Genomic DNA, 16,717 nt, shown 5'->3' with positions numbered 1-16,717 from the left:
AACAAGAGCACTCAGCTATTGAGTGCTCTAAAAACATTAATTTTGATTCAAAACATTCTCCTCAAAATATCCCCCCCAATCTGGGCGTCTTCCATCCATATCTGTAAATCCATACTCTCTTCCTAATTCCCATGAACTTAACGCTCGTCCCGTTTTTTCATGAACATTTGGATCACTTGCTAAAGCTGCTACTGCTCTTCCAACGAAGAAAGGAGTTTCTGATGCGATAAAATGAGGGTCTTGTTTAGCTCCTTCTCGCCAATTCTCCTCTGTTACACCAAATATATCTAACATCGCTTCTGAACGAAGGAATCCTGGACTAACTGCGACAGCTGTAATATTGTGTTGTTCTAAATCTTTCGCCATAGCTTCTGCTAAATGAATTGTTGAGACTTTTGCTAAACTATAGTACAAATTACCTCGATATTGATAATCGACACCATCTGTAATTTCAATAACAAGTCCCATTTTATTTTTCACCATTAATGGTACACCGTAATGGCTTGTCATTATATGAGAATGAACAGCTCTTTGTTGCATAAGTAGTCCGTTATGTAGGTTGTGTTCCCAGAAAGGTTTCTCCCATTCCGTTAAAGGATCGCCGCCCCAAACATCGTTTACTAAAATATCAAGCTGTCCATTTTGTTCGTCTTGAATCTTTGTAAATAATGCTTTAATATCTTCTTCTACTGTATGATCAACACGAACTGCAATTCCTTTTCCGCCTTGTTTTGTAACAAGCTCTGCCGTTTCTTCAATCGTTTCAGTTCTTCCCATACAGGATAAATTCCCTTTTGTACTTCTTCCTGTTACATATACAGTTGCACCGGCTTCACCAAGCATCATCGCAATACCTCTTCCGGCGCCTCGTGTTGCTCCGGCCACAACTGCTACTTTACCTTGTAATGGTTTCATGTGATTCTCCTTACTCTTTATAATCAAGTATAATTATTTTCGGTACCCCGTTCTGATTTTAAGAAGGGGTTAAAATAATATTAATTAAATTTGATTAGCATTGCACCCTATGCTTCGTTGTGCAGCAGCGAAGTTCGTGCTTTTTTGTTCGAAATCAGCACATCTAAATAGTGCTGATTGTACATAACGCCTAATATGTTTCCGAAGGGATCAACTACGAAAGCCGTGATGAATCCCACGCCGCGCTCTGTAGGTGCCTCATACTCTTTTGCTCCCATAGACAGTAGCTTATTGAAAGTTGCTGTTACATCATCAACATGCCAGTACACTATAGAGCCAGATGGGCCGGTCACTGAATCAGCTGGCGCATAACGGCTATCGATTAAACCTAGCTCGTGTTGGTAGTCGCCAATGCGAAATTCGGCATATCCTGGACGTTCAAAGTATGGTTCACTTCCTAATAGGTCAGCGTACCATTTCTTTGCGGCTGCTAGATTATCTGTCCAAAAACTAACTGTGGTTAGCCCTCGTAATGTCTGTGTATTGCTCATAATCGATCTCCTCCATAATGTTGAGTAATATTTCCACATACTAAAACGAAATAACACCTTCTGAATTACCTTTAATTCACATATAAATAACCCATTCTCTTATCCATATTCAAGAAAATGCCCTTTTAATGGCAGATCATGAACGTAACGATTTTTTTGTAATTAAACAATAATATTGTGAATCAATAAGAGCAATACATACAAACAAGGCTATTCTATTCAAAACACGCCCCCTCATAATTTTTATTCTTTTTTAAACTGAAAATCCACACGGTTCGTTCGTTTTATTTCCCCAATTACTTTGCCAATCCCTTCTTCAATCTTTTCTTCTTTTACATTAGATACATTTAACTTTAACAATCTCTCTTTATGAAAGTTACTTAAATAATTTTTATCAATAGAATCTATGCTTATTTGACTCTTGCTTAAATTTTTAATAAATGTGTCCGTGACTATATTTTTTTTCAACTGTAAACAAGTGTGTATTCCAATTGGATCTACTGTTCTAGAAGTAAACAAATGTGGATTTTCATTTTGAACACCTTCTACTACTGCCGCTAGTTTTTTTGACCTATTGTAGTAAGATGCTTTTATTTTATGTTTATGCCGATCAAACATTCCGCTCTTTATGTAAATTTCTAAAGCAGCTTGCGAAATCATAGGACTATCGATATCTAAAATCTTTTTATACTTATAAAAGGCATCTGCAATGGATTGCGGGATGACTGCAACACCGACTCGCAAACCAGGAAAGATGATTTTCGAATAACTTTTTAAATATATAACATGATTACAATTTTCTTGGCTGTAAAACGGATCTACTTTTGAACCAGTTTCTAAATCTGCTAAATAGTCGTCTTCTACTATAAATACATTATATTTCTTCGCAAGTTTAATAATCTTTTCTCTCTCTTTTTTAGAATACGAAGTTCCAAGTGGATGATGAAATCTTGGAGTTGTATAAAAGAATTTAATTTTTTCTGTGCTGAATATCCGCTCTAGTTCATTTAAATCTATCCCCTCATGCGTACGCTTAATTCCGATTACAGGAATGTTATTTGTTTCTACATATTCAATATATAAATGGTAACTTGGCTGTTCAATTAGAATCATATTATGTTCATTCGGAAATGGTATAGAAGTTAGTATTGCAAGTGCTTGCTGCACACCTGACGTTATAAATATATTATCTTCCTTCGTGAAAACTTGATAGTTTGCTAACTGTTTTTGCACAACCGAAATTAAAGATGGTAACCCTTTCGGTGTTCCGTATATAAACAAATCATTCTTATAGGTATCAATCGCTTTATTAATGCAATGCTGAAAATCTAAGTATGGAAAAACATCTGGATCTGGGGCCGAAGAAGCGAAATCAATAATCTCGTTACTTTCTACGTAACTTCCAGATTTCTTAACAACGTAGTATCCACTTTGAGGTACAGAATAAATAATATGACGCTTTTCCAATTCATGCAGCGCTCGTATTACAGTCGCTTTATTACATTCATATTGTGTAACAAGCGACCGTATAGACGGTAATTTCTTTCCTTCTTTTATCTCACCATTTTGAATCATACTTTCTAAGTCGTTCAAAACATGTAAATATTTATACATCATTACACCTCCTATTTTTTTGTACCGGTACAGTTTGTATTTGTTCACATTGTAGCACTAGATCAGAAGGATTACTATGTACTTATACTGGCCAGTAAGAAATCAACTACTATGAGGTGGAATTATGAAAAATACAACAAAAGCATATATATCAGCATTACTCTATTCATTTATTATTGGGTTTTCATTTATGTTTGTGAAACTAGCACTAACCATTACGAGTCCTCTTGATACTCTGGCTCACCGTTTTACAGTTGCCTTCATAGCAGCAACCATTCCGGTTATTTTCGGTTTTGTAAAGTTAAATATATCATTTAAAAACATACTTACACTTTTACCACTCGCAATATTTTATCCAGCATTGTTCTTTGCTTTCCAAGCATTTGGCTTAGTATATACAAGTTCATCTGAGGCTGGAATTATACAAGCAACGATCCCTATATTTACGATGATACTAGCTTCCTATTTTTTAAAAGAATATACGAATACATGGCAAAAAACATCAGTATGTATTTCTGTCATAGGTGTCATTTATATATTTGTTATGAATGGTATAGGGGCTCATGAAACGAGCTTTATCGGTGTTATTCTCATTTTATTATCGGCATTATCATCTGCTTGCTACAATGTATTAGCTCGAAAAATGACAAAGAAATTCAAGCTGATGGATTTAACATACACAATGACAGCAATCGGTTTTATTAGTTTTAATTTCATCGCAATCATTGACCATATGAACAAAGGTACAATAACTGTATACTTTAAGCCATTTACGAATGGAACATTCCTTATCTCAATTTTATATTTAGGATTACTATCTTCCTTACTGACAGCATTATTATTAAACTATTCATTATCTTATATTGAAGCAGCCAAAATAAGTGTTTTTAGCAACTTATCTACACTTATTACCATTATCGCAGGCGTTGTATTCTTACACGAGCAAATTGCCTACTATCATATTGTCGGTACACTTATGATTGTTCTTGGAGTAATAGGCACAAATTTTCTAGAAAAAAAAGGAATCATAGCGAAAAAGAAGAATACCTCCTTGAGTAAATAAAAAGTGAGGGGTAAATAATGCAGAACTCTAATACGATCGATATCCGTAATATACATGAGCTAGAGAACGAATTATCTACTTTATTAAGTAAACCCATTTCTTCAGGAGAAGATTTAGAAAATTGGCTGAAAATACAGTCGAAATTAATATGGGAAATCGAAGAACAATTGCGATCACACTATATTGACTTTCAATGTAATACAGATAACAAAGAAATAAAAGATACGTTTGAATATGATCAACAATATGTAAGGCCTCTTTTGAAACGTTATCAAAATTCCTTTGATAATAAATATTTAGAGTCACCATTTCGAATGCAACTTGATCCAAAAACTTATAGCTTACTAGATAAAAAAATAAAAAATGCGCAAACATTATTTTGTGAAAAGAACATTGATTTAGAAGTAAAAGAAGACAAATTAGTAACCGAGTACTTCGAAATTACAGGCAGTTTGACTGCACTATGGGATGGCGAAGAAAAAACAATTACTGAACTACAGTCTTACTTACAAAATCCGAATCGTGATATACGAAAAAAAGCAAAAACGCTCATTTCTGAAAAATTTTTATCTGTTGAAAATAATTTACAACATATTTTAAATGAATTAATTGCAATCCGTCACCAAAAGGCAAAAAACATTCAATTAGATAATTATCGTGATTATATGTTTAAAAAACATGAACGTTTTGATTATACGGCTGATGATTGCTATGAACTTGCAGAATCCGTTCGTAAATACGTTGTGCCACTTATTGATAATATATTTAATGAGAAAAAAGCTGAACTTCAAGTAGATACACTTCGTCCGTGGGATTTAAAAGCAGCCGCACCAAATCAAAAAGTATTAAAACCCATTGAAGACGAGAGTGATTTAATCGAAAAAAGTTCTCATATTTTACAAAAACTAGACCCAGAATTTTCTGCATTATTGAGCCGTATGCATAAAAATGATTGCTTAGATTTAGAAAGTCGTAAAGGAAAAGCACCTGGAGGATTTTGCGAACACTTACCTGCTTCTCAATTATCTTTTATTTTTATGAATCTCAATCATACACATTATGATGTTACTACTTTCCTCCATGAAATGGGCCATAGTATTCATAATGAATGTATGAAGCAGCTAAAGCTACAAAAATATTTAGAAATCCCTTCAGAATCAGCTGAGCTAGCCAGCATGACAATGGAATTGTTTTCGATGGAGTATTGGGATACATTTTATGAGAATACAGAAGAATTTATAAAAGCAAAATTAGATTTCTTTAAAGATATTGTTAAGTATTTACCACAAATGCTTATCGTTGATCAATTCCAACATTGGATGTATGAAAATCCAAATCAAACTGCTAAAGAAAGAAATGAAAAATATTTAGAATTACATAACACTTACCAATCGAATGTGGTAAATATTGAAGGTTATGAAAACTGGATAGCAACTGGCTGGTTACCTGTACTACACATATTCGAAATACCATTCTATTATATCGAATATGCAATCGCGCAACTTGGTGCATTGCAAATGTATAAACAATATAAAGAGAATCCTAAACAAGCACTACAAAATTACAAAAAAGCATTATCTCTAGGTAGCTCTGAATCCTTACCAGAGGTATATGAAGCAGCTGGAATTCGTTTTGATTTTTCTAGTGAGACAATAAAAGAATTAATGGCATTTGTAGAAGAGGAATTAAATTTACTTGAACAAATATAAGTAAAAAAGATGCACCTATACTTTTAGGTGCATCTTTTTTACTGTATTCTCTTCTAATTAGTTTCAATTTTCATCTCGCTTTATTAATAAGCTCTATATATTGTAGGTCCCCATATCCTATTGTTGGAAAAAGATTAAACAACCTTTTTAGTAACTCTTGTGTTGGTAAATCTTTATTTTTGGAGATATACTTTACTACTACATTATTTTTTTTTAGCATCTCTAAATATAAATCTATCGCCTGATACATTACAGGTAGTATCTCATGAGATGGCTTTTTATGATTTACTAGAACTTCATTGTAAACAGAAAAATAGTTCCCTAATTCAAGTTCAATTTGACTTACTTTAAATTCATCCTCTCTGAAGCTATTTAAGTATACTTTTCCCTTATAATCAGACTGTTCAAGGTAAGAAAGTACGGTAAGTAGATTCATTTGGCAAAACATATCCTCACCAAACCATAAAACGATACATTTATACTCTTTCTTAAAAAGATTCTCTAAAGGATGAATAACCTTTTTCATATAATTTTCTACAGTACCTTGATGTCCTTCTGCCCTTGTTTTAATAAACTCATCATCAAAAATCTGTGCAGTAGTCGCATTTACACACATAGCTTCATTAAATGGAGCGTAATCAGACTCCCCCATTAGTCTTTCACTTTTAAATTCTTCATACATAAATTGACCATTTAATATGTTTAGTACATCTTTATCAAACAGCTCACTCTTCGCATTTCGTAACTGATTAACTTCAATTTTTCTAGAAAAATTCATTCTATCCCACTCCTTGCCATCATTGATTGAGAGTTTAATAAATGATTGAACCGGTATTTTGTTAAGTTGGAATTTTCCTGGGGTTATACCAAAAACAGTTTTAAATGCTCTACTATAAGCCTCTTGCGAAGAGTAATCGTAATCAAATGCGATATCAATTATCTTTCTATCATTCGTCAAATCTTCCGTTGATAAATACAATCTTCTAAGAAGAATATATCGTCTAATACTTATCCCTGTTACTTGATGAAATTTAAACGAACAGAAGTAAGGAGAATACCCCATATAATCAGATAATTTATCTAATGAAAACTCCTTTTTTAAATTGCCCTCAATCCATTCAATCATTAGCTGTATATGTTCATTCATTTATCTCCCTCCTCACTAAATATTATAAGAAGTATCCACTTCTTTCTTTTGATATTTCTTGTGGTTTATAACATTAACCACCCTCTAGAACCTTTAAATATCATATGTAATTACTAATTTCATATTTTTTCAGCTATCTTATTTTGTCATACATTTACTTAACTTTCCAATAAAGTGAAACTTTAATCAGTGGGGAGTTTGTTCCTCCCCACTGATTATTATCCCATACTAATCGGACTTTTATGGGATAAATCTTTTTTAAAGGATTCTACCAAATAAAACACGAAATTTGTAAGTTAATGAACTAGTAGTTTTGTGAGTGGAAAATTTATGTTTGGAAAGGAAGTTAAAATGAATAATATAGAAAAAGAGATACTTAAACTAATTAATAAACTATATCCATTGGATTTTATTGAAATGAAACCAATAACAAATGAAATGTATCAATGTCTCACAGCACAAGGTACTTACTTCGTTAGAATTACAAACTATAAAACATATGAAGAGCAATTAGAAGAAGTTACATATACGAACTTTTTATATCAAAAGGGCTTAGGAGTCCCTGCCATAATACCTTCTTTAAAGGGGAATTTAGTAGAGAAAATAACATTAGACAAAGAAGTTTTTGCTGTATTATATAAAGCTGCTCCTGGTATACATTTACCAAGAAACGACTGGAATTCTAATGTATTTAAAAAGCTTGGTCAACAAATTGGAAAATTACATCGTATATCTAAAAACTTTGAAAGAATTCAACCGGTAAATCATATAAACGACTGGTATGAAAATGAAGAATATAATTTTCTTAACTATATCCCTAAAGAAGAAACTACTATAAGAGAAATTGCATCTGACGTTTTAGCTTCTATAAAGGAACTGCCAAAGAATCCTTCAAATTATGGCTTAATACACGGAGATTTATGGTTAGAAAACATATTAGTCGAAAATAATTCAAATTTAACAATGATTGATTTTCAAGACTGTGAGAAACATTTTTATATATTTGATTTAGCAGTCCCAATTTATAGTGCGATAGAGTATTCATTCGTTGGGAATGGTAACATAGTTGACTATGAGAGTTCTATTACAAAAGCAATAGTTGAAGGATACAAAGAGGAAAATGATTTACCTAAAGAGATGCTAGACCAGCTACCATTGTTTACTAAATTAAAAGAGATATTCGAATATAGCTTAATGCATATGTATTGGGATAAAGAAGAATTAACTGAGGAAGAAGTACGGATAATGAATCTTTATAGAATGAAGATAGAAAATAAGTATACCTATATCAATATTTAAAAATGCTGTTGTTTAACTAAAGTTTCCTTGTAGTTAAACAACAGCATTTATTAATTAGCTACTAGATAACCTTTGTTTCATTACTTATAAATACTGATTCAATAATCTTTTCAAATACACTTCATTTTGCGGAGATATTTCCTCAGAAAATCTAGCTGCAATAATAATAGGAGCCCATTGAAAGATCTCATCTCTTGTTAGATCAGTATTACTGCAATATATATGTAAATACATTTCAGCTAATTCCACTGAATTCTGTGAATACAATAAGTATGTCCGAAACACATCTGCACGAATATCACCTGAACTAGCATCAACCCAATCTATAATATTCACATCACCATTACTCATAATTAAATTAAACGGATGAAAATCACCATGACATACTCTAGGTTCAAATGTGATTGAATCTAACTTTTTTAATATATTTCCCTTTTGTTTTTCATCCAGATCATGCACGGAGTTAATTTGACGATAAAGCCTTTCTTCCATCGGTTCTATTTCATTAGAGTTCACAGATATAGCATGAATTTTTTGTTGTACACTAACACATATACTTATGTAATGCTCCGCTTTACTCAATTTATTAAGCAAAAGCTCACCAACACTTTCCCTTTCTACATATTCCATAATAATAGCTTGTCTACCTTGTATCTCTGTAACTTCAAATACTTTAGGAACGTGTAAACCACATGAATATGCATACTTTTGTTTTCGTGCTTCGTATAGAGATTCTGTATTAGGGAGGTATTCTTTAAACAATTTCACAACTTTATTATCACAAAGATAAATTTCAGCCGTATTTCCTTTGGCTATCGGATTTCCTAGATTCAATTCATTTCTCTCCTTACAGTAAATTAGAATAACGCCTTATAGTCCTCTATAAATTCAGTGTAATTATACTGAAACCCTTCTTCATGAAAATGAAAAAAACTTACCCCTCCCTATAATTATATAGAAAGTGGTAAGTTTAATTTTCTAGGAATATCGGAATGAAACTCCGGTGTATGTAAAACAGAAAATGAATACCCTTGTTGAATAAACAATACTTCAGTATGTTTACTTTCAAATGGAACACCATTTTTCTTAAAGTTATTTTGGATTTGTTGTAAAAACGCATGATCCGGTGTTCCGAATGAAACATGTACTTTCGGTGGTAAAGCTTTCATCGCGATTGGAATCCACGGTCGCTGCCACCAGGTTGCAACGATATATGCAGTGCCAACTATAACAAAGTTGAAAATATCCCCATCTTCCTTCGTTTTCATGTCTAGATTTGATTTCAACCATTCCGTAAATACAGGTACACTTTTAACCGGAAGACCAATTTCCCTTACGTATAAAATGTTTAACGGTGAATGCGGGACTAATACCTCTTCTTTAATATAACTATGTGCGATAATTTCGAGAAGATTTCCATCACCATCTTTAAAGTATAAATTGAATAGACCGCTCTCCTCACCAATTGTATGACCATCTTTCCATTTCACAATGAGTAATCCAGACTCTTTAAGCCATTTTGCCGTTTCATGAAATTTTGAATATGGGATCTCAAAAGCGAAATGCGCAGGTGCAATTGGTTCATATACTTCTTGAAAACTAATTGTTGTATACGGTGTTACTTCAAATTGAATATATGATGCGGTTTCTTTTTTTATTGGAAAAGATAATATGTCTTTATAAACTTGTTTTACCCCTTCTATAGAAACCGTTTGTAATTTTATATCTGATATATGTGTAATCACTTTACATTCCCCCTTGTTTCTTATTATCTATTCTTATTGTATTACACTTATAAATAGATAAAATCAAACCGAAGGGTGGATTTTTTATATAAAAACTACAACTTTAGTATGAATATGTTAGCTCCAATTACTTTTTATTTCCTCTATAACAACTTCTGGTTTATCCCAGTGTAACAAATGTGTAGTATCAGAGATTAATTTTACTTTCGCACCAGTTTTTAATTTGAAAATTTTTACTGTCTTTTCTCTATAATCATCCCATATCTGCGGTAGTGTAGCTCGAAGTAATACAATATTAGATGGTAACTTCTCATATATACCTATCGTTTCATCCTTATGCATACCTCTTACTATATTACCAGCTGTTGTACCTCTCGCATGCCAACATACTTTATTATCCATTTCAATCCCTAGATCTTTTACAGCAACTTCTAATAATGGAGATCACCTAGTATATGCTTCTTTTTCACTTTTGAAAAATCCATCCCAATTATTAAAAATATATTCTTCAAAATCCTTTTCGTAATACGCGATTTCCTCTTCAAGCGTTTCTTCTTGAAGCCTTTTTGTTTGATATCCTCCATCAATAAGAATGCTTCCTAGTACTTTTTCTGGATTATTTAATAAATAAAATAGTGCTACAAAACTTCCCCACGAATGTGATAAAAAATAGAAATGTTCAATTCTCAGTTCATTTATTATTTCATTTAACCAGTTTGCTAAATTCAGCATCTCACAATCTTCCGTTCTTTCAAAGGGCGGTGTTTTACCATGCTCAGGTGCATCAATGGAGATAAATCTATACTCTTCCTTTAATTCCTCTGCAATTTCTATAAAACTTAAACTCGTACTACCTACCCCATGTAAACAAAAGATAACGGGCTTTTCATTATTTCCCCACTCAGTAATATGCGCGTTTATTTTTTCGTTGTTAATATAGTAACGTTTCAAAATAATTATCCCCTATATTTCAATTTTCAAATTACCACTTTACCTATTTCTATGATTTTTAAGTTTCCCCTGCATTCTTTTCCACAAAAAAAGCTGATTTTCTTTTAAAGAAAATCAGCTTTTACGTTAAAATACACTATGATTTAACAGCAATAATCATAAACCTTTTTGAATTCGTACGAATATCTTTTTCGGAACTATTAGCGTCAATGAACTTTTGTAAAATATTAAAGTCCTCTTCTTTTTCTCCAAATCTAGGAATAATAGGCGTATGTTTTAATAAGAAAATAAGATCCTCAGGAGTACTGTAATAATCAGTAACATCATATTCACGTACTTGTACGAGTTCAAATCCTGCACTAATAAGTTCACCCATATAATTATCTTTTAACGTACCATCTCTTTCACCTAAACATTGCCCTCTACCAAATGCTTCTTTAAGATTTAATTTATCATGTTCGCTAACTTGTTGTGTTAAGAAAAAAGCACCTTTTTTCATTACTTTTGCCAATTCAGGTGCTACAAACGGCGCATGACAACTTGAAGTAATATCAAAATGAGCATGCGGAAACGTTAAAAATTCCGAATCCATTTGAAGAAATTCAACATTTTGTACACCTGCTTTATTCAAATTGGAATGTGCTGTTTTGATCATTCCTTTAGAATTATCTATTCCAATCAGTAATGCAGCTGAAGATGCTATTTTTAATATATTCTCTCCTCCACCTGTGCCAACATCAAGTAGAATATCTGATGGTTTACATCTTTCTTGCACTTCGCCATAAAAGTCCCAAGTGTCACCTACAGTTTCACACTTTAGCTTACTAAAGTCCCACCCATTTAATCGTCCCACTTTATCATAAAAACTTTTATACTCTAATTCATTCATGTTATTATTTCCCCTTTGTAAAAATGCATTAACTGTTTAGATGATTCTCGAAATAGACTCATAGTTGATATTATCGTGAAAGGGCCTACGTCTTCTTTTATATCTGCTACGCATTTTTTCAGCCCCGAACAACTAGTTACTTCGAACGATACAGCATTTCATCTATATCACTTCATCTGGAAGACTGCATATATAATAACCTATAACACTATTTAATTATATATTATAAAATACAAATTACTAAAACGATATGTTTCGACAAACCCCATTTAGTTTACATAATAATATTATATTTTATTTTTATCGATATATTCTAAATGTCCTCTTCCCCAACCACACATACTATCCAAAACAATACTGACTGTTTTTCCATGCTCAGTTAAGCTATATTCCACTTTAGGTGGTATTTCTTGATAAATTTCGCGTTTTATTAGTTGATCGTGCTCTAATTCACGAAGCTGCTTCGCTAATGTTCCTTGAGAAATGCCTGGCATTAATCGCTTTAATTCACCAAACCGTTTCGTTCCATCTGTTAATAATATAAATAAAATGAGTGGCTTCCATTTCCCACCGATTATTTGTAATGTCGCTATTACCCCTTTTAATTTCGGTTCCTCTAAATTCACTTTCCTCACCACTCCCCTCAAATCATAAATTATAATGAGTAATTTTTTATATTATGTATCCATATAACAAGCGATTAGTACGAAATTTGCGACTATGTACATATAAAGTGCGTACTTTTCACTTGCAATCTTTTAGCGAATAATAAAAGCATAGCAGTTTTATTTTAAAGTTTTTATTAAAGGAGGGGCTAAAATATGTCTATTACTACATTAAAAGATACTCGTATCGTTATCATTGGTGGAAGCTCTGGTATTGGATTAGTAACAGCAAAACAAGCAATCGAACAAGGCGCACATGTTATTATTGCAGGACGCTCGGAAGAAAAATTAAAAATTTCTCGAGAATTAATAAATAACAACCATCTTCAAACTTATGTATTGGATAATCAAAATAAAGAGCAATTACAAGATTTTTTCAAGACAGTTGGGAATTTTGATCATTTATTCACACCGGGAGCCTCTTACACACTTGGACCAATAACCGCTACAGAGGAAATTGCTGAAAGCAGCTTTATCGGAAAGTTTTGGCCACAATATTACGCCGTAAAATATGCGATTCCTTTTCTTTCAAACTCTGGATCTATCGTGTTAATGTCCGGTGCATTTAGTCAAAGACCACTTAAAGGTGCACCTGCTTATGGCGCTTGTAATGGTGCTATTGAAAGCTTAGGGAAAGCTTTAGCTGTTGAATTAGCTCCTATTAGAGTTAATGTTGTTTCTCCTGGAACGATACGAAGAGAGAATGAACAAAATGAGAAAAGACTAGCTGCTTATGAAGATTATAAATCTCTTTCTCTTGTACAGAGACCTGGGTATAATGATGAAATTGCACATACTGTCCTGTATTTAATGCAAAATGGTTTTACTACAGGCAATGTATTGTTTCCTGATGGAGGATACACATACCATTAAATTATTTAAAACAAAAGCCCCTTATTAAGGTGGCTTTTGTTGCTAATTTAGAAACTGCTGAAGTAATACAGGATCCTTTTTTAAAAGTTCTGCTAAAAACAAAAGTTGAGGAAAAGGTTGTAAGATTAACTCCTTATCCACTTTTTCTTTCAATATAGCCATTCCACCTTGCTTAATATAATCGTTTAGTGTTATTTCCTTACTACAAATTAGCCTAATATCACTTACTGAAAGTAATAATAGTCCGTTTGTTTCAGAAGATGGATTTGGTTCATTTTCTGAATGTGCAATATACATAATAGATAAAGTTTCATATGGACTATCAATAATTAATATTGGAGCGACTTCATTTTCTACTTTTATTTTCTTTGATTGTGCATTCCAATTCTCTTTGTAGTATGTACTTGGTGAACTCAATATAGTAATATCAATAGCAGCTTCTTCTTTCACTTCTCTTTTAGCGGTTTCTACTGCTGTCTCATTGTTTTCTTTATGGCCTCCCAGCCTTACTACACCTAATGTATCGCCTTTTCTTGTTGGACCAACTTGAAAAATAAATAGATTATTATAAAGAACATACGCGCCAGATGTTCTTACGTCTCTATTAATATCTATCAAAATTCCCCCTCCAAATCATTAAAACATTATGAAACACTACTATTTAGATTTGCATGTCTACTAAGTTTAATTTATGGTCTGTTGCAACCTTTAAAAGGAATGCAATTTTTAGATTTTGGGATTTACATCTACTTCGAAACTCAACTTTATCTTAAATATTGACATTGTGTGAGAGTCAACTATTTTTAACAACTTAAATTATATTTCTTCAATTATTTACCCTTATACTTTCTTGCTCCTCAGGGCTATAAATATTGATATTAGTCCGTTCACAGCTAATAATATTACTGTAATACTAGCGAGTAAAGCTACATCTGCTGCAAACAATTTAATCGTATGCCACGGTGAATTTGTGCAATAAATAAGAAGTGGGATCAAAATACTAGATAATAGTAGAAATATACTCCCAACGAACAGCCAAGTTTGTTTTTTACAAGTTTTCTTACGTTTATACTTTTTCATTAACATAATTGATGTAATAATGAGTGAGAGTGTGACTATCGACATAACAATTTGTGTGAATGGTATGTTTTTAGGGATATCACCAGGTTTTTCCCCATTCAAAATACTAATAATCCCCTTTTTCAATACCGTTAGTGCTGTTTCTTCTAATACATGATTTTTATTCGTTAAAATCACACCAGCCCAGCCATTTTTATTTAAAGTAAACATTTCTGCACGAGCATCAGGCGTTGATCCTGAATGCCAAACCATCGTTTCGCTTACATTTATATTTGTTGTTCTTAATCCAAACCCATAACTTTTTTCTGAATTTATTTTATAAAGCGGTGATAGATAAAGATCCATGCTTTCTTTCTTTAAAAATTGAGTGTGGTCTTGGTGATTCAAAAACATTATAAATTGAATCATATCTTCCAAATTCGCGGTAATATAACCATACGGTGCTCCAGCATTATCATAAGACACTACACTTTTTCTTGGTATACCAAACAACGACTGATAACCTGTTAAATAGCCTTTTTCATATGCACTTTCTTTATTTGCCGCTGCGCCATTCATTTTTAAAGGCTGAAAAACATGCTTTTCTATATATGAAGAATATGTTTCATTTGTGACTGCCTCAATAGGGGCACCAAGTATCATATAATTTGCATTACTATATTGATATTCTTCCCCTGGTGGGGCATTTAATTTTACTTTTGAAAGTTTCATTACATTTTCCTTTAATGCTTTAGAACTCTTCAATTGTTTATCTGATAATGCTAAGCCTTCATATGTGTTTATTCCACTTGTATGAGTTAGTAGATGTTGGATTGTTATATTTGAAGTTGATTGTGTGTCTTTTAGTTTAAACGAAGGAAGATGTTGTTGAACTGAATCCTCTAATTTTATTTTTTTATCTTCTATTAACTTGACTATAGCTAAAGCTGTTAAAGATTTACTTATTGAGCCAATCGCAAATGGGGTTTTACTAGTTACCTTTTTTTCAGACTCCCCAGTAATCCCCCATGTTTTTGTAAAGAATACATCTTTATGATGTACAATTGCAACGGAAGCTCCAGGAATGTTCTGTTCCTTTATAAATTTTTCAATATACTTATCTAATGTAACTTTAATATTTTGCTGAGCATAAACTTTTGGATGTGCAATACATAACATTAATACATTACAAACTATACAAATTAGAAACAATTTATATTTCGATATCTTCATCTTAATGTACTTCGGATAACTTTCTTTTTTTATAAATTACTAAAATTATAGATATTAATAAAGAAACCATTAAACTAATCATTATTAATATAGAGTTCCACCATTGATTTTCTGCTATTCGATATAAAAGATTAAAATTAAAGTTATTTTCACTGTTGGTTGGATTAAGGGATTCAGTTAAAAATATTGAAAGTGTAGTTTGTGAAATGAGGTATGTAATAAATGCGACGAATATGCCAATTATGATTAATGTATTAGATTTTTTATTTATATTTTGAAGTTGTTTCATTTTCACTCGCAGATCAATTTCATTTATCTCCAAAAAGTCTTGAACAAATAATTGAGGCGTTCCTAGGTCATTTATACTTTCCTCACCATGTTCACGACATTCTTGAATATGCTCTAATATTTGTTGCTTAATATTTTCCCTTTCTTCTAAGCTGATATCGTATTGCTTTAATTCCTTAAGTACATCAGTTAAAAATTGATTTTCTTTACCGTTTAATTCATTCCTCATTTCAGAAGGTCTCCTTTCAAACCACTTTTTAATAATGTTTGAATATCAGATTGCAATTCTAACCACTCATTAATTTTCTTCTCAAGACGTATTTTCCCGTTTTCATTAATTTCATAATAGATTCTAACTTTACCACTGTCTGTTACTTCTTGATAAGTATTTACCCACTCTTGATTTTTTAACTTAGTTAAAATAGGGTAAATACTTCCTACTCCTTTCAATTTTAAATTGTGTACTTCAAGTTCTTTCATAATTTCATAACCATAACTTTTCTTTTTCGACAAAATAGATAACACACACATTTCTAAATGACCTTTAATTAAACTTGTTTTGTCCATAGGATAAATTTAACAGAAATATATACTTCATTCAAGTATATATTTCTGTTAAATTTAAAAATTCTAATAATTATACAATCACTAAAAAAGTAGCATATTCCTTTTGCTATTATCCAAATAACCTAAATTATTATCCCGAAAAAACATTT

Annotated in this window: 16 protein-coding genes and 1 pseudogene; 4 read left to right on the top strand and 13 right to left on the bottom strand. The window is 31.9% G+C overall.

Annotated features, from left to right (window positions below):
- Positions 1–36 precede the first annotated feature (36 nt).
- The 3 genes from NSQ08_RS11310 to NSQ08_RS11300 form a co-directional block, all read right to left on the bottom strand.
- Complete coding sequence (locus NSQ08_RS11310) at positions 37–915, bottom strand: SDR family oxidoreductase (RefSeq protein WP_215589054.1); 879 nt, start codon at positions 913–915, stop codon at positions 37–39.
- A gap of 107 nt (positions 916–1,022) precedes the next feature.
- Positions 1,023–1,466 (bottom strand): VOC family protein, encoded by a 444-nt coding sequence (locus tag NSQ08_RS11305; protein WP_340774736.1) that lies wholly within the window; start codon positions 1,464–1,466, stop codon positions 1,023–1,025.
- 243 nt (positions 1,467–1,709) lie between these two features.
- Positions 1,710–3,080, bottom strand: a complete 1,371-nt coding sequence (locus tag NSQ08_RS11300; RefSeq protein WP_340774733.1) for an aminotransferase-like domain-containing protein — start codon at positions 3,078–3,080, stop codon at positions 1,710–1,712.
- A 124-nt stretch (positions 3,081–3,204) separates the two neighbouring features.
- On the opposite strand from NSQ08_RS11300, the gene NSQ08_RS11295 reads away from it, so the two are divergent.
- Together NSQ08_RS11295 and NSQ08_RS11290 are read left to right on the top strand one after the other, a co-directional pair.
- Positions 3,205–4,143 (top strand): DMT family transporter, encoded by a 939-nt coding sequence (locus tag NSQ08_RS11295; protein ID WP_340774731.1) that lies wholly within the window; start codon positions 3,205–3,207, stop codon positions 4,141–4,143.
- Positions 4,144–4,160: 17 nt separating this feature from the next.
- Complete coding sequence (locus tag NSQ08_RS11290; RefSeq protein WP_340774728.1) at positions 4,161–5,852, top strand: M3 family oligoendopeptidase; 1,692 nt, start codon at positions 4,161–4,163, stop codon at positions 5,850–5,852.
- Between the two features lie 70 nt (positions 5,853–5,922).
- Here NSQ08_RS11290 and NSQ08_RS11285 read toward each other — a convergent pair whose 3' ends face one another.
- Positions 5,923–6,999 (bottom strand): helix-turn-helix domain-containing protein, encoded by a 1,077-nt coding sequence (locus tag NSQ08_RS11285; protein ID WP_340774724.1) that lies wholly within the window; start codon positions 6,997–6,999, stop codon positions 5,923–5,925.
- Between the two features lie 330 nt (positions 7,000–7,329).
- Between NSQ08_RS11285 and NSQ08_RS11280 the strand changes: the two genes are divergently transcribed.
- A complete protein-coding gene (locus NSQ08_RS11280; RefSeq protein WP_340774721.1) occupies positions 7,330–8,298 on the top strand; it encodes a phosphotransferase enzyme family protein in 969 nt (322 codons plus the stop codon).
- 84 nt (positions 8,299–8,382) lie between these two features.
- Here NSQ08_RS11280 and NSQ08_RS11275 read toward each other — a convergent pair whose 3' ends face one another.
- The 5 genes and pseudogenes from NSQ08_RS11275 to NSQ08_RS11255 all read right to left on the bottom strand — a co-directional run bounded on the left by NSQ08_RS11275 (position 8,383) and on the right by NSQ08_RS11255 (position 12,518).
- Entirely contained in the window at positions 8,383–9,132 is a 750-nt protein-coding gene (locus NSQ08_RS11275; RefSeq protein WP_340774718.1) for an aminoglycoside phosphotransferase family protein, read from the bottom strand.
- A 116-nt stretch (positions 9,133–9,248) separates the two neighbouring features.
- Entirely contained in the window at positions 9,249–10,043 is a 795-nt protein-coding gene (locus NSQ08_RS11270) for a VOC family protein (protein WP_340774716.1), read from the bottom strand.
- 117 nt (positions 10,044–10,160) lie between these two features.
- A pseudogene (locus NSQ08_RS11265) lies at positions 10,161–10,994 on the bottom strand (alpha/beta hydrolase).
- A gap of 136 nt (positions 10,995–11,130) precedes the next feature.
- Positions 11,131–11,883 (bottom strand): class I SAM-dependent methyltransferase, encoded by a 753-nt coding sequence (locus tag NSQ08_RS11260; protein WP_340774713.1) that lies wholly within the window; start codon positions 11,881–11,883, stop codon positions 11,131–11,133.
- A gap of 287 nt (positions 11,884–12,170) precedes the next feature.
- Entirely contained in the window at positions 12,171–12,518 is a 348-nt protein-coding gene (locus NSQ08_RS11255; RefSeq protein ID WP_340774709.1) for a winged helix-turn-helix transcriptional regulator, read from the bottom strand.
- Positions 12,519–12,704: 186 nt separating this feature from the next.
- Here NSQ08_RS11255 and NSQ08_RS11250 point away from each other — a divergent pair, with 186 nt between their 5' ends.
- Positions 12,705–13,421 carry an SDR family oxidoreductase gene (locus NSQ08_RS11250; protein WP_061690195.1) on the top strand — a complete coding sequence of 239 codons (717 nt, stop codon included), beginning with the start codon at positions 12,705–12,707 and terminating at the stop codon, positions 13,419–13,421.
- A gap of 42 nt (positions 13,422–13,463) precedes the next feature.
- On the opposite strand, the gene NSQ08_RS11245 is transcribed toward NSQ08_RS11250, so the two are convergent.
- From NSQ08_RS11245 to NSQ08_RS11230, 4 genes are all read right to left on the bottom strand, one after another.
- Complete coding sequence (locus tag NSQ08_RS11245) at positions 13,464–14,039, bottom strand: NUDIX hydrolase (protein WP_340774703.1); 576 nt, start codon at positions 14,037–14,039, stop codon at positions 13,464–13,466.
- A gap of 222 nt (positions 14,040–14,261) precedes the next feature.
- A complete protein-coding gene (locus tag NSQ08_RS11240; RefSeq protein ID WP_340774700.1) occupies positions 14,262–15,713 on the bottom strand; it encodes a serine hydrolase domain-containing protein in 1,452 nt (483 codons plus the stop codon).
- 1 nt (position 15,714) lies between these two features.
- Positions 15,715–16,230, bottom strand: a complete 516-nt coding sequence (locus tag NSQ08_RS11235; protein ID WP_002189686.1) for a hypothetical protein — start codon at positions 16,228–16,230, stop codon at positions 15,715–15,717.
- Positions 16,227–16,568: a PadR family transcriptional regulator gene (locus NSQ08_RS11230; RefSeq protein WP_002032268.1), complete on the bottom strand. Its 342-nt coding sequence runs from the start codon at positions 16,566–16,568 to the stop codon at positions 16,227–16,229. Before NSQ08_RS11230 ends, NSQ08_RS11235 begins: the two co-directional genes overlap by 4 nt.
- Positions 16,569–16,717 lie beyond the last annotated feature (149 nt).

The sequence above is a fragment of the Bacillus sp. FSL E2-8887 genome (genome assembly GCF_038007205.1).
GTDB lineage: Bacteria > Bacillota > Bacilli > Bacillales > Bacillaceae_G > Bacillus_A > Bacillus_A mycoides.
This window is presented reverse-complemented; position numbering and strand designations above follow the sequence as displayed.

Excerpts from the sequence above, each read along its gene's own strand:
- NSQ08_RS11260 (WP_340774713.1), bottom strand. The coding sequence starts at position 11,883 with ATGAATGAATTAGAGTATAAAAGTTTTTATGATAAAGTGGGACGATTA.
- NSQ08_RS11300 (WP_340774733.1), bottom strand. The coding sequence starts at position 3,080 with ATGTATAAATATTTACATGTTTTGAACGACTTAGAAAGTATGATTCAA.
- NSQ08_RS11290 (WP_340774728.1), top strand. The coding sequence starts at position 4,161 with ATGCAGAACTCTAATACGATCGATATCCGTAATATACATGAGCTAGAG.
- NSQ08_RS11285 (WP_340774724.1), bottom strand. The coding sequence starts at position 6,999 with ATGAATGAACATATACAGCTAATGATTGAATGGATTGAGGGCAATTTA.
- NSQ08_RS11235 (WP_002189686.1), bottom strand. The coding sequence starts at position 16,230 with ATGAGGAATGAATTAAACGGTAAAGAAAATCAATTTTTAACTGATGTA.
- NSQ08_RS11310 (WP_215589054.1), bottom strand. The coding sequence starts at position 915 with ATGAAACCATTACAAGGTAAAGTAGCAGTTGTGGCCGGAGCAACACGA.
- NSQ08_RS11250 (WP_061690195.1), top strand. The coding sequence starts at position 12,705 with ATGTCTATTACTACATTAAAAGATACTCGTATCGTTATCATTGGTGGA.
- NSQ08_RS11305 (WP_340774736.1), bottom strand. The coding sequence starts at position 1,466 with ATGAGCAATACACAGACATTACGAGGGCTAACCACAGTTAGTTTTTGG.
- NSQ08_RS11280 (WP_340774721.1), top strand. The coding sequence starts at position 7,330 with ATGTTTGGAAAGGAAGTTAAAATGAATAATATAGAAAAAGAGATACTT.
- NSQ08_RS11240 (WP_340774700.1), bottom strand. The coding sequence starts at position 15,713 with ATGAAGATATCGAAATATAAATTGTTTCTAATTTGTATAGTTTGTAAT.
- NSQ08_RS11295 (WP_340774731.1), top strand. The coding sequence starts at position 3,205 with ATGAAAAATACAACAAAAGCATATATATCAGCATTACTCTATTCATTT.
- NSQ08_RS11230 (WP_002032268.1), bottom strand. The coding sequence starts at position 16,568 with ATGGACAAAACAAGTTTAATTAAAGGTCATTTAGAAATGTGTGTGTTA.